Origin of the sequence: Gemmatimonas sp. (assembly GCF_036405635.1) — a bacterium.
GTDB lineage: Bacteria > Gemmatimonadota > Gemmatimonadetes > Gemmatimonadales > Gemmatimonadaceae > Gemmatimonas.
The window spans coordinates 1-13,575 of record NZ_DASWXE010000106.1; the positions used below are offsets into that span (position 1 = coordinate 1).

The following is a 13,575-nucleotide window of genomic DNA, read 5'->3' on the forward strand; positions in this document are numbered from 1 at the left end:
ATGGCCACATGATTGTCGTGACCGCAGGCATGCATGACGCCCACTTCGGCGCCCTGCCACTGCGTGCGCACCTTGCTGCGGAACGGCAGGTCGACGAGTTCGGTGACCGGTAGTCCGTCCATGTCGGCACGCAGCGCCACCACCGGGCCCGGCCGACCGCCACGCAGCAACCCCACCACGCCGGTACCGCCCACCCCCGTCTGCACTTCCAGGCCGAGTTGCTTGAGGTGGGCCGCGACCAGCGCCGCCGTCCGCGTTTCCTGACCACTCAACTCGGGATGCTCATGGATGTCGCGCCGCCAGGTCACGACCTTGGGCATCACGCCGGCCAAGCGACTCTCGATGGTTTTGGCCAGCTCAGCAGAGGCTCCACCCTGAGCAACGGCAGTGGCCGGCAACGCCGAACACATCGATGCCGCCGCGAGCATGGTGACGCGACGACGGACCGGGGCGAGAAACGATCGGGCAGAATGGCGGGACATGGCGAGTCGGTGTGAGACGGGACGACGCTACGAAATGCCAGCGCGACATGGGTGCAGCCTAACGAACGTATCGCCGGGCCCGGGTCGGGCGATAGCGCTTCGGCTCGTCAGGGAATTGCCGTTTGCATCTGGCGGCCGTGTGCTGCAGGATCAAAGGGCATCACGCGGCGTCGCAGTGTCTTTCCCGCCGACGTCGCCGCAGGAGACCCGCTCATCAGGAGGAGGGTACTCATGTCCATCGTCCTTCCCACGCCCGACGCTGCCCTCGCGGCGCGCTTCGCTGGCGGTGACGAAAATGCGCTCGCCACATTGTATCGCCAGCAGTACGACGGCCTGCTCTCGGCGGCCCGGCATGTGCTCGGTGACGATCTCGTCCACTACCGCGGACGGGTGGCGCACAAGGCCATGCTCGACGCCTGGGCCGCACGAGACCGCTTCCAGAACGCCATCGCGCTTGGGGCGTTTCTCGAGGAAGCCGTACAGCAGGAAGCGGATGTGCAGCGACGCAAGCATGCCGCACTGCATCACCGCGATCACGGCATGGACAGCGGCTCGCATGTGACCGTGCCGGATATCGAGGAGGCCATGCGGCAGTTGCTGGCAGAGGTCCACGCACCGGCCAAGGATCACGATGTGGCCGTTGCCGAGGCGCGGGCAGTGAAGCGCGCTCACACCAAGGCGCATGTCGAACGCGTGGGTGAGCGTCCCAAGTGGATACCACGCACGATCGGTGCGGCGGCGGTATTCGTGGCGATCTTCTTCTTCCAGCAGTGGATGACCCGCACGAGTGAAGACAAGGCAGTCAATCGTGCGCTGGAAGGTCAGGAAGTGCAGACGCTCTCGTCGGGCAAGGGACAACGCGGCACGCTCACGTTGCGCGACGGCACAAAGGCGACCATGGGCAGTGAATCCAGACTGCGCGTGCCACCCGAGTTTGCCACGAGCCAGCGCACGGTCGCCATTGAAGGCACCGCCACGTTTGCGGTCACGCCAGACGACACGCCGGGTGCGAAGCAGTTTGCCGTGCGCGCCGGTGACCTCACGGTGACGGCTCATGGCACAGTCTTCTCGGTGCGCTACTACCCGGAAGATTCCACGGCCTATGTGCAGGTGAGCGAAGGCACTGTATCGGTACACGATCGTGTGCGCGACACCAAGCAGGAGCTCAAGGCTGGCGAAGGACTCCGGCTGCTTCCCAACGGTACACTGGGACCACTCGAGGGCATGGAGCGGGATGTCGCGCTGGCGTGGACACGCGATAGCATCGTGTTCGACAAGGCGCCACTCAAGATGGTCGTGCCGGAACTGGTGCGCTGGTTCGGCCTGAACGCGCAGCTGGCCGATCCGACCATCGGTGATCGGCCGGTGTCGATGCGCGTGGCGCTGGCGTCTTCGGGTGATGCCACCAAGGCGCTCACGCAGGCCGCCAATCTTGCCATCACGTTCGGCAAGGACGATCGTATCGAGTTCCGCGATGCGAGTGCCGTGCCGGCAACGCCTGCAGTAGCGTCGCGAAAGAAGTAGCGGTCAGCCCGGGAAGATGCCGGTGCTGAGGTAGCGATCGCCACGATCACACACCACGAATACGATCGTGGCGTTCTCTACCTCGGCCGCCACACGCAGGGCGATCACGCAGGCACCGGCCGCCGATGGTCCGCAGAAGATGCCCTCCTCAGCAGCCATGCGACGGGCCATGTCTTCGGCCTCCGCCTGTGTGACCTGCTCGATGCGATCGATGCGCGAGGCGTCGTAGATCTTGGGCTGGTAGGCCGGAGACCATTTCCGGATCCCCGCAATCTGCGAGCCTTCGGCCGGCTGCGCGCCTACGATGGTGATGTCACTGCGCTGTTCCTTGAGGAAGCGCGTGACGCCCATGATGGTGCCCGTGGTGCCCATGGCACTCACGAAGTGCGTGATGCGCCCTTCGGTATCGCGCCAGATCTCCGGGCCGGTGGTGTCGTAGTGCGCGCGCGGATTGTCCGGGTTCGCGAACTGGTCGAGCACATGCCCGTCGCCATTGACCTGCATCTCCATGGCGAGATCGCGCGCGTACTCCATGCCACCCTTCGACGCCGGCGTCAGGATCAACTCGGCGCCGTACGCACGCATGGACGCCCGACGTTCGGCGCTCAGATTGTCGGGCATGATCAGCGTCATGCGATAGCCGGTCATGGCGGCGATCATCGCCATCGCGATGCCGGTGTTGCCACTCGTGGCTTCGATGAGACGGTCACCCGGCCGGATCTCGCCCCGCGCTTCGGCGCCGCGGATCATCGACAACACCGGGCGGTCCTTCACCGAACCACCCGGGTTGTTGCCTTCGAGCTTGCCGAGGATGACGGTGCCACGCGACGTGATGTCGGCGCCCGGCAAACGCTGCAGACGCACCAGCGGTGTGTTGCCGATGGTTTGGTCGATGGTGGCGTATGACGACATCGCGCTCAACTCAGACCGAATTCTTCGCGGGCCTGGCGCGCGGCGCGCTCCGGGGCGTTGGCGAGACGAGCCTCTTCACCTTGCTCGAGGGGCACGAGCGCCATCGCGTCTTCACGCCGCTTGAGCAGCTCCCAGAATTCACCGGCGTCGGGATCGGTGCCCTGATCGGCCGGGAGCAGCGCGTACATGGCCTTGTACATCAGGCTGAACGCAAAGAACAGCGCCAGCATGTCGGGCAACACCAGCACGATGCGCGTAATGGCGTTGACGTTGGCCACCTGATCGTTGAACGCGGGCGTGTTGAAGGGCGCCAACACCATCTTGTAGTTGATGATGTAGTTCACGATGCCGGCCGCGAGGTTGGTCACGCCGATCAGCAGCGCCGAGATCTTCATGGCGCGTTGTACGGTGGACTCATCGAGCAGGCGGTCCATGTGTGCTTCGCGCTCGGGTGTGTCGGGACCCAGGCCCTGCAGGGCAATGGAGCGCGTGACTGGTGTACCGATCAGCGCCGAGACGCCGAAAACGAGAAAGGCCAGCAGGTAGCTCGCGCTGTCCTTGAAGGCGAAGAGCGCGCCGTCGACATACCAGAACGCGAGCGCGCCACGCATGATCGCGGAGGCGCCGCCATATGTGGTGATGAAGTTGAAGCGCCGGCTGATGACGAAGAGGTCGAGCAGCACCCACGCGACAGGCACAAGCGCCGCGGCGAGATAGGCCTGCAACGTCCCCAGCGGGGCGGTGCCGTATTTGAGGATGACCACCGGCGCCACGGCACCGATGAGGATATCCAGCGTGAGCTTGAGCGACTTCGACATGACCTAGGAATCTCGCCCCCGTGGCCCGGCGGTGGTACCCGGGCCTTCAGGCGGGAGCGGTGGACGGACCACCGGCTGACATCAGCGGCGGCTGGACTCCTCGAGCCCGAGCGAGCCATTGAGCCACCGGACAAATGGCGCCATGGCTGCAAAGTGGCGGGCCAGTGTCTTGGGCAGTTGGGGACTGGTCACTTCTTCCACGGTCAGCTCGCACCCGGCCGTAAACGACTGATAGCGCAACCAGTTGGCGGACGGGTGATCGGCCGCAAACCCGCGCGGCGGCCGGGTCAGCATGCCCTCGGTGTCGAGATCACCGAACCGGCGGCGAAACGCTTTGTCCGTGACCAGCTCCTCCCAGCCTTCCAGATCGTCCACGAGCGACTGGCGGATCCTGGCCAGTGCGGGACGCGGAGGCATCCAGATGCCACCACCACAGAACGAGCGTTCCGGCTCGAGGTGGAAATAGAAGCCGGCCCCTCCGTGCGCAGCCTCCCCACCCACGCCATGTCCCGCGTCGCGGTGGAAGAACCAGCAGGCCACGTGCGTCTTGTACGGCGACTTGTCCTTGCTGAAGCGCACATCACGATGAATACGGAACGCCGACTTCTTCGGTGAGCCGATGATCTCCGGCGCGATGGACGCGAGCTGCACGTCCATCTCTTCAATCAATTGGGCGAGCGGCGCCTTGAGATACTGCTCATAGTCGCCGCGATGCTCTTCGAACCATTCCTTGCGGTTGTTCTTCTTGAGACCGCGCAGGAATGTGAAAGCTTTTGGCGAGAACTGCGTGAACCCGTCCATCGGTCTCCCGCTGATGAATTGACGGTGTGTGTACTGAGTCAGGACATGCCGGACGACATCGACCTGGCGATGTCGTTGTCCGATGTGATCGCCGGAAACAGAAAACGCAAAAAGAGCCCCGTGCGCTCGCCCCACGCCCGCTCATCGTGCAGCGCACCGTCCGCTTCCATGTAGTGCAGGTCATCGCCCACACGCCAGCCCAACCGCAGCAGCATGCGATACAACAACCGCGTGCCACGCAGCATCCGATGTTCGGCGGTGCCCACGTCCAGCCAGATGCGGAGATCGGGGCGACGCGCGCCGGTGGTGGCAAGTTGACGCACGATCCATCGATCGTCCCACCACACACTCGGACTGAGCAGGCCCAGTTTGCCGAAGACGGCGGAGTGCGTGAGGCCGAGGTGCAGCGTGAGCAGTCCACCGAGTGAGCTGCCGGCGAGCCCGGTGTCGCGCGGACCGCGCCGTGTGCGCCACTGACGGTCGACCCATGGCTTGATCTCGTACACCAGCATCTGCCCGTATCGGTCGGCATCACCACCGGCGTCGTGCATGCTGTCGCGCGTGGGAGTGTACTCGTCGATGCGATCGCGCCCGGCGTTGCCGATGGCCACAATGATCAGTGGCTCGATCACACGCGCATGCATGAGGGCGCGAGCGGTGGTGTCCACGCCCCACTGCACACCAAACGGCGACATGGGCAGGTCGTCGAATACATTCTGCCCGTCGTGCAGGTACAGCACCGGGTAGCGACGATCGGGGTGTTCATCGTATTCCGGCGGCAGCATGACGGTCACGTCATGCGGATGCTCCAGGAATCGCGAACCGATGCCGGCGAAGTGCAGCAACGAGCCCGCCGTCGTGGGGACTGGTGCGGTGTCGTCGAGGCCGGCGTGGACGTGGTGCATTGGTGAATGCTAATGCACGACGGGAGTACGGACTACGGAACATCGGGTGAGGAGTCAGGTCCCTTCTTCTCATCTCGTCCCTGACCCCTCATCCGTACTTACACCACGCGATCCGGCAATTCCTTGCCCGCCACAAAGGCATCCACATTGAGCATCGCCCGCATGCCCATGTTGGTGCGCGTCTCGATGGTCGCACTGCCAAGGTGCGGCAACAGCACGGCGTTTTCGAGAGTCATGAGCTCTTCGGTGACACGCGGCTCGAACTCGTACACATCGAGGCCCGCGCCGGCGATACGTCCGTTCTTGAGCGCGTCCACGAGCGCCGCTTCGTCCACCACATCACCGCGCGCGGTGTTCACCAGGAACGCGTGAGACGGCATCTGTGCCAGCGTGGTCGCATTGATGAGATGCCGCGTTTCCGGTGTGGCCGGGCAATGCAGCGAGATCACATCCGAGCGTCCCAGCAACGTTTCCAGCGACGACACACGTTCGGCGTCCGCCGGTCCCGCCGTTGCCGGATCGTCGATACGTGGATCGCGCGGCGCGTGATAGATGATCTTCATGCCGAATGCATCGTGCGCCGCCCGGGCGACGGCGCGACCGATACGGCCGTAGCCGATGATGCCCAGCGTCTTGCCACGCAGTGTGCGGCCCAGCATGAACGTCGGACGCAAGCCGCCCCATGTGCCGGTGCGCAGGTGGCGTTCGCCTTCACCAAGGCGGCGCATCACCATCAGCATGAGTGCGATGGCCACATCCGCTGTATCATCGGTGACCACATCGGGTGTATTGCTGGCCATCAGTCCCCCCGCACGCGCCGCTTCCAGGGCGATGTGGTTCACGCCCACGCCCACGTTCGCCAACAGCTTTGCACGACGATTGGGAGTCTCCAGCACGGCCGGCGACCACTTGTCGGTGACTGTGGTGACGACGATGTCCGCATTCTGCAGCGCGGCAGACAACTGCTCGGGCGTGAACGGCGTGTCGGTGGTGTTGAATTCGGCGTCGTAGCGTTCGGCGATATAGGCTTCCATCGTCGAGGGCATCTTGCGCGTCACGATCACGCGCGGGCGATTGGCGCTCACGAGTTGCCTCCCACGCGCCAGTGCTGCAGTGCGGCGCCCACGCCGCTGCCCAGGGTCACCACCACACCGCTGTCTGCCAGCGCCATCTCGACGCCGGCGAGTGCGCCGGCCAGGGTCAATGCGTTCATGTCTCCGAGGTGTCCGATGCGGAATACCTTCCCCGCCACTTCGCTGAGCCCCGAGCCCAGGGCGATGTCGTAGCGCGTGAAGGCGTGTTCGATGATCGTGCGGGCGTCGATCCCCTCGGGAACCACGACCGCCGTGAGAGAATCCGATGCGATGTCCGGGCGTCGGGCGCATTCATGCAGCCCCCATGCACGCACCGCCGCGCGCACGCCGGTGGCCAGACGATGATGGCGTGCCGCCACCTGCTCCATGCCCTCATCGAGCAGCATGGTGAGGGCTTCGTCGAGACCGTACAGCAGCGACAGGGCCGGTGTGCTGGGGAAGTAGCCCTGCGCGTTGTTGGCACGCATCGCCCGCAGGTCGAAGTACGCGCGCGGCATGGTGCAGCTGTCCACACGGGCGAGTGACTTCTCGCTCATGTACAGGATGCCCAGCCCAGCCGGGAGCATGAAGCCCTTCTGCGAACCGGTGATGGCGCAGTCCACGCCCCACGCATCGAAGCGGAAGTCGAGGCTCGCGATGGAACTCACGCCGTCCACATAGAGCAACGCGGGATGTTTGGCGCGATCCATGGCCGCTCGCACGGCGGCCACATCGCTGGTCACACCGGTGGCCGTTTCATTGTGCACCAGCAGCACACCCTGAATCTCGTGCGCCGTATCGGCGGCCAGTGCGGCTTCGATTTTGGCGGGATCGGCGGCCTCACCCCACGGCTCCTCGATTACATCCACATGATGTCCGAGATTGCGCGCCGTCTGGATGAACAGGTGCGAGAACTGCCCGAAGCGCGGAGCCAACAGGCGCGCGCCCGGATTGAGCGTGTTCACCAACGCGGCTTCCCACATCGCCGACCCCGTGGCCGGGAAGACAAAGGCTTCACCCTTCGTCTGATGCACGACCTGCGGCAGGCGCGAAAGAATCGACCGTGTCAGCGCCGGAAACGTCGACGAACGATGGTCCTCCATCTGCCGGTGCATCGCCCGTTGCAGGCGATCGGGAACCGGCGTGGGGCCGGGGATCTGCAGAAAGTGACGTCCCGCCATGGTGTTGCGAACTCTCGCTGCTGGAGTGGTAGGCGCAATGAAACGGCGTGTCAGCTCGCTGACGACGGGCGATTCGCGTCATCCTTCGCATCGCCCTTCGCGTTGTCATCGCCTTCATCCTGCTCGTCGGTGCTGTCCTCGTCGCCCTCATCATTCGCGTCGTCGCTCGAATCGTCGCTGGCGTCGTCCGCGGCATCATCGGAGGCCTCGTCATCGACTTCACTGGGATCGAGCACCCGCAGGAGACGGCGACACAGTCGTGTCAGTCGCGCCCGCTGTTCACCGCTCAGCTCGCGCATCAGGCTCACGATGGCGTCGGTGCGCGCGGGCGCGGCGTCGGCCAGCATCTTCCGCCCGGCATCGGTGAGGTACACCGAGATGAATCGCCGATCGACGGCATGCCGCTCGCGCCGCACCAGGCCACGTGACTCGAGCGCATCGATGATGGCCGTCATCTGGGCCTTACTGCGCCCCAGCGCTTCGGCCAGCTCCTGCTGGTGCACCGGCCCGCGCTGCTGCAGGGTGTCGAGCACTCCATACTGCGAGGCCGACAGACCGAAGGGATGAACCGCGTCCTCGACACGCGTGGCGGCCATCGAGGCGGCACGCTGCAGGGTTCCGTAGGCTTCGAGCGCGCGACGTCGCTTCTTCTCGCCTTTGCTCATGCAGTCGGGGGTAGGGGCACAGCGGCCACGGAGAACAGGGGAATCGTTCGGTAATGTACAGACCGTGCGCACTTGGCGATTGGCCGTCGAACCAATTGCGACATGCTGTTCGTGCCCAGTCGTGTTGTACCGGCGGCGGACCGTGCCCAATGCAGAACGCCCGCGGTTCCTGTGAACAGGAACACGCGGGCGTTCGGGCTACCGTGAGCAGACACCGCCGGGCGCACGCGCCCGACGGTGCCGCGGAGCAATCAGCTGTTGAGGGCGAAAATCTGACGCGTCTCTTCGGTGGTCAGCACCCAGATGGAGTAGGCGCCAAACGCCGTCCCGAAGGGCCACTTGAAGAGGCGGAACGCCGACACCGCGAGGATGACATAGCGGGCCCACTGCTGGTGGTTGAGCAGCGCGAAGCCCGCGATGAGGCCGAACAGACTGAACAGGCCGATGACAGCGGCAGCGAGCAGACCCGTCACCGTGCCGACGATGACAATGATCGGGTTGAACGTGGCCAGCGAACCGAAGATGCCGCTGAACAACACGCCGGCCGCGACCAGCATGCCGAGTGCGCTGTAGAGCAGGTTGACGAGTCCGACAATCTTGATGTGCGTGCGCACGATGGGGCTCCGGTGAGGGGTCGTGGCGTACCATACGGCTGCGATCGGCCCCGGGATTCAGCCGCCGTCTCCTTCACCGCAAATGAGTGGGACGAGACGTGACCAGCGCTGCGCTCAGGCGCCCCGGCGGCGTCCGTCCACCAGACTGACCAGCGCCACGCCTCCCACGATCACGCTCATGGCAACCCAAGCGAGGCTGGGCAATCGCTCGCCGCCGAGTCCGACGCCGAGCAGCACGGCCACGACCGGGTTTACGTAGGCGTAGGTCCCCACCGCGGTGGGGCTGGCCACCTTGAGCAGCCACATGTAGGTGCTGAACCCGATCAGCGAGCCAAACGTGGCCAGATAGAGCAGTGCGAGAACGGATCCGGTCGATACGCTGTCCGGGGTGACGCGGGTCCATTCGCCCAGCGCCAGCGAGAGCAACAGCATGAGCGTCCCGCCGGCGAGCATCTGCATGGAGATGGCCAGCGCGGCCGATGAAGATTGCTTCGCCGTGCGCGAATAGAGCGATCCCACCGTCCACGACAGCGCGCCGGTGGCCAGCACCACGGCGCCGATGGGATCGACGGCCGCCTGGCGTTCACCACCCACCGGCAACACGAGCAGCCCGACTCCCACGAGACCGATAGCCACGCCGACCACCTGCGCAAGACGCGGCGGCCGGCCCTGCCAGGCTTCACACAACACCAGCCAGAGCGGCACGGTTGCCACGATCACCGACGTGAGCCCCGAACTGACCCGCTGACTGGCCCACGACACCGCGCCATTGCCCACGAACAGCAGCAGCCCACCGATGATGGCCGAAGCGCGCCATTCGGCGAGCGTGGGTCGCAGCGCCCCGCGGGCGCGCATGAATGCATAGAGCGACCCGCCAGCCAGCAGGAAACGCACGGCCCCCATCACGAATGGCGGGATGGTCGCCACGCCCCATTTGATGGCGAGATACGTCGATCCCCAGACCACGTAGATGATCAGGAATCCACCCACCAGCTGCCAGCGCGGCACGGCGGTGGCGGTCCCGCTGTCCGGTGCAGCGGGCGTACTCATGAAAGAATCACTGCCGTTCCGTCGATGCGTGTGACGATGCGTTTGACGATCCGTGGGTCGCGGCGCCGCGACGCAAGGCGCGTAGCGTGGCGTCACCGGCAGCGAGGCCACCGATGAGGATGTACAGATAGAACGTGTAGAAACGCCACCAGAGCAGCGCGGCGGCAAACATCGACGCTGGAATCGCGTCGGAGAGCGTGGCGGCAAAGGCGCCTTCGATGAACCCACCACCGCCGGGGGCCGGCACGACCACACCTCCGTAGAATAGTGCGAGGGGCCACAGCACCAATGGCGCGAGCGAGTCCATCGTCAGCGCGAAGGTGGGGTCGCCGATGAACACGAGGATCGGCAGTGTGGCCACCTTGAACAGCACATGCAGCACCGAGCCGGCGAATGCCAGCAGCATGAGCCCGGGGTTGGCGTGCCGCAGCGACTGCACCGCGCCGCGCAGGGCCCGCAGCGTGTGCTGGACAGTGCGCCACCGGCCCGCGTGCAATCCGATCCGCGTCGCCCATGCGGGCGGTGGTCCGTGGGCATTGCGACGCGAGAGCACCAGCCCAATCGCACCGATAGCCAGCACGAACGTGCTGTAGCCACCCACCAGTCCGAGCAACCCGGTCGTCGAGGCGCCGCGGCCGCGGAAGAGCACCGCCAGCACCACGCACACCAGTGCCAACGACCACATCTCGAGGAAGAGCTCGAGAAACAGCACCAGCACGCGCGAGGCCGGCGGCGTGCCACTCTCGGCCAATACGAGAAACCGCGCGGGTTCGGCGCCCGAACGGGCGGGCGTGATCGCTGCCGCGAAGTCACCGGCCAGACACACCCGGAGCGCAGTACCAAAGCTCAGCGGGATGCCACAGCTACGTGCCGACGCCTGGATCTTGAAGGCCCGCGTGGCGATTTCGGCGGTGACGGTGGCCAGCGCCGCTGCATGCACGGGCCAGGCCAGCCACGGCATCCCTGACGCCGGCCAATGCCCGGCCACCACCCACGCCGACACCGCCAGCATCAGGGCAAAAGAAAGCGCGGTGACGAGCCAGCGTTGCCAGGTCATGCCGCAAGATAGCCGTGCCCGCTGGCGCTCCCCACCGTGGCGCTGTCGATTAGCATCGATTGGCGCAGACCGTTACCTCCCTCCGCTCTTCCCTGCCATGCGCGATCCGTTCTCTTCGCTTTCCCGCCGTCAGTGGCTGCAGGCAGGCCTTGGCCTTGGTGCCACCGCTGCACTGCCCGGACTCCTTCCGGCCCTCGAAGCCACCCGTGTGCTCGGCGGCGTGTCCTACGCGCAGCTGCTGGATCGTCTCGAACAGGACGCAACCACGGCACGACGGGCCGCCGGTCCGGTGCGACTGATGTACAACGAGAATCCGTACGGCATGTCGCCCAAGGCCAAGGACGCGCTCATGGCCAGCTGGATGGAGCACGGTTGGTACGATCCGCCTATCCGCCAACAGGTGCGCGACACCTTCGCGGCGCATGTGGGCGTGCCACCCGAGTATGTGATGGTCACGCAGGGTTCGAGTGAGATCCTGGCGATGCTGGCCATCGCCTATGGCACGGAGGGCGGCGAGATCGTGGTGCCCAACCCCACGTTCGAGGATCTGCCGCGCTACGCGTCGACGCTCAAGGCCACGGTGCGTCAGGTGCCGCTCGACGATCGCATGGATCACGACTTCTACCAGATGGACGCGAAGATCGGCAGCGGCACGAAGCTGGTGTTCGTGTGCAATCCCAACAACCCCACGGCCACACTGCACGACGACGCCACCGTGCGCGATTTCGTGACCACCACGTGCAAGCGCACGCCAGTGATCGTGGACGAGGCGTACATCGATTTCGTGGACGTGCCCGGTCACCGTTCGATGATCGACCTGGTGCTCAAGGGCGAATCGGTGATCGTATCACGCACGGCCAGCAAGATTCACGGATTGGCCGGGCTGCGTGTGGGTTTTGCGGTGGCGCGCCCCGATATCATTGCGCGGTTGGATCGCTACAAGACGGGGGACCCAAACGTGTTTGGCCTGCACGCGGCCAATGCGTCGCTGCGCGACACCGAGTACCAGAGCTTCGTGAAGCAGAAGAACCGCGAGGGACGCACGATGTTGCTCGATGCGCTGCGTTCGGCGGGGCGCAAGGTAACGGCGTCGCAGACCAACTTCGTGTTCTTCCACGCCGGCAAGCCCACAGCCGATGTGCAGAAGTACTTCCTGCAACAGGGCTTTGCCGTGGGACGCGCATTCCCGCCGTATACCGACTGGTGTCGCGTGAGCATCGGCACGCCCGATGAGATGAAGGCGTTCGTGAAGGTGCTGCCGGGGGCGTTTGCGTAGACCGGACTGAAGGGAGGGCAGCAAAGAGTGACTAAGGCGACCAAGGGCGACTAAAAAGGCGACAAAAGGCAACCGCGTTGCGCTGCTGCGCAGCGCGGATAACCGCATGAATTGAAGGGAACACTGCAGGTTGTCTGTCGCGGTGCGCGAGAACATCGAGATCAAGTGCTTTTCTATTGAAAATTATTGGCACCGAACTGATTGCCATTTCCTCCCTTTCATTCATGCTTTGTTCCGCGCTGCGCAGCAGCGCAACGCAGTTGTCCTTTACTGTTGCCCTTCGCAGTTGCCTTTGGCAGTTCTAAACGCCTCTATTGCCCTCGAGGTTTGGCACGCCGCGTGGGCACCGCCGTGAGCGGGTCATCGGGCCATGGGTGCCGCGGATAGCGTCCGCGCAATTCCTTGCGCACTTCGAAGTAGCTGCCCTTCCAGAAGCCAGCGAGATCGCGCGTCACCTGCACCGGACGCTGCGCGGGCGACAGCAGGTGCATGGTGAGCGGCACACGTCCGTCGAACACGGTGGGCGTAGTGATCCAGCCGAAGCATTCCTGCAGCTTCACAGCCAGTACCGGCGCATCGGCCTCGCTGTAGTCCACCGCGATATGCGAACCACTTGGCACTTCGATGTGCGTGGGGGCCAGTCGGTCGAGCGCGGCACGCTGTGACCACGGCACCAACGATGCCAGCGCCTCATGCCAGTCGAGCGCTTCGAGCTGCGACCAGTTGCGCACACCATCGAGGAACGGCCCAAGCCATTCACCCAGCGTGGTGACCAGTGCGCTGCCTGACACGTCGGGCCAGGACACATCGTGGCGATGCAGAAAGGCCATCCGTTCGCGGACTCGCACAGCCCCGTTGGACCAGGGCCACGCGTCTACACCGATACGCTGCAGTTGCGTGAGCACTGTGTCGCGCACGAGGTCTGCGGGCGCATCACGCCACGGCTTCTCCTCGAGCACGAGAGCACCCAACGTCGTGCGTTGCGTGGCCCGCACGGAACGCGTGGATTCATCCCACCATGCGCGCGGCTCGCGCACGTATTGATCCGAAAAATCGGCCGAGATCTCTTCGAGAGTGATGGGCGCGGCGCGCACGATGCGATACTCCGGCGGCTGACCTTCCAGTTCGGCGATGGCCAGCCACGGTGCGTCATGCAATCCGTCGCGCTTTTCCAGCACCGCACCACTGCCATTGCGCATGAGGTAGCGCGGCTCGGT

At 65.0% G+C, this 13,575-nt stretch carries 14 protein-coding genes; 2 read left to right on the forward strand and 12 right to left on the reverse strand.

The annotated features are described in order from the left end of the window. On the reverse strand, positions 1–428 hold a 428-nt coding region (locus tag VGE27_RS09280; protein WP_414653552.1), incomplete at its 3' end, for a M20/M25/M40 family metallo-hydrolase. 285 nt (positions 429–713) lie between these two features. Between VGE27_RS09280 and VGE27_RS09285 the strand changes: the two genes are divergently transcribed. Further along, a complete protein-coding gene (locus tag VGE27_RS09285; RefSeq protein WP_331049370.1) occupies positions 714–2,006 on the forward strand; it encodes a FecR domain-containing protein in 1,293 nt (430 codons plus the stop codon). A 3-nt stretch (positions 2,007–2,009) separates the two neighbouring features. On the opposite strand, the gene cysM is transcribed toward VGE27_RS09285, so the two are convergent. The 10 genes from cysM to VGE27_RS09335 form a co-directional block, all read right to left on the reverse strand. Then, positions 2,010–2,918 carry a cysteine synthase CysM gene (cysM, locus tag VGE27_RS09290; RefSeq protein ID WP_331049371.1) on the reverse strand — a complete coding sequence of 303 codons (909 nt, stop codon included), beginning with the start codon at positions 2,916–2,918 and terminating at the stop codon, positions 2,010–2,012. A gap of 5 nt (positions 2,919–2,923) precedes the next feature. Continuing rightward, positions 2,924–3,736, reverse strand: coding sequence for a VC0807 family protein (locus tag VGE27_RS09295; RefSeq protein ID WP_331049372.1), 813 nt, complete (start codon positions 3,734–3,736; stop codon positions 2,924–2,926). Between the two features lie 81 nt (positions 3,737–3,817). Continuing rightward, entirely contained in the window at positions 3,818–4,537 is a 720-nt protein-coding gene (locus VGE27_RS09300; RefSeq protein ID WP_331049373.1) for a DUF2461 domain-containing protein, read from the reverse strand. A 38-nt stretch (positions 4,538–4,575) separates the two neighbouring features. Next, positions 4,576–5,442, reverse strand: a complete 867-nt coding sequence (locus VGE27_RS09305; protein WP_331049374.1) for an alpha/beta hydrolase — start codon at positions 5,440–5,442, stop codon at positions 4,576–4,578. Between the two features lie 98 nt (positions 5,443–5,540). Next, positions 5,541–6,527, reverse strand: coding sequence for a D-glycerate dehydrogenase (locus VGE27_RS09310; RefSeq protein WP_331049375.1), 987 nt, complete (start codon positions 6,525–6,527; stop codon positions 5,541–5,543). Beyond that, positions 6,524–7,696, reverse strand: coding sequence for an aminotransferase class V-fold PLP-dependent enzyme (locus tag VGE27_RS09315; protein WP_331049376.1), 1,173 nt, complete (start codon positions 7,694–7,696; stop codon positions 6,524–6,526). Before VGE27_RS09315 ends, VGE27_RS09310 begins: the two co-directional genes overlap by 4 nt. Before the next feature lie 50 nt (positions 7,697–7,746). Beyond that, positions 7,747–8,361 (reverse strand): MarR family transcriptional regulator, encoded by a 615-nt coding sequence (locus VGE27_RS09320; protein ID WP_331049377.1) that lies wholly within the window; start codon positions 8,359–8,361, stop codon positions 7,747–7,749. A gap of 251 nt (positions 8,362–8,612) precedes the next feature. After that, on the reverse strand, positions 8,613–8,975 hold the full coding sequence (locus VGE27_RS09325; protein ID WP_331049378.1) for a hypothetical protein: 363 nt from the start codon (positions 8,973–8,975) through the stop codon (positions 8,613–8,615). A gap of 114 nt (positions 8,976–9,089) precedes the next feature. Beyond that, positions 9,090–10,025, reverse strand: a complete 936-nt coding sequence (gene yedA / locus VGE27_RS09330; protein WP_331049379.1) for a drug/metabolite exporter YedA — start codon at positions 10,023–10,025, stop codon at positions 9,090–9,092. 7 nt (positions 10,026–10,032) lie between these two features. Further along, complete coding sequence (locus VGE27_RS09335) at positions 10,033–11,082, reverse strand: lysylphosphatidylglycerol synthase transmembrane domain-containing protein (RefSeq protein ID WP_331049380.1); 1,050 nt, start codon at positions 11,080–11,082, stop codon at positions 10,033–10,035. A 97-nt stretch (positions 11,083–11,179) separates the two neighbouring features. Here VGE27_RS09335 and VGE27_RS09340 point away from each other — a divergent pair, with 97 nt between their 5' ends. Further along, on the forward strand, positions 11,180–12,358 hold the full coding sequence (locus VGE27_RS09340; protein ID WP_331049381.1) for a pyridoxal phosphate-dependent aminotransferase: 1,179 nt from the start codon (positions 11,180–11,182) through the stop codon (positions 12,356–12,358). 311 nt (positions 12,359–12,669) lie between these two features. Here VGE27_RS09340 and VGE27_RS09345 read toward each other — a convergent pair. Then, positions 12,670–13,575: ATP-dependent helicase C-terminal domain-containing protein (locus VGE27_RS09345; protein ID WP_331049382.1), on the reverse strand; the 906-nt coding region annotated here is incomplete at its 5' end.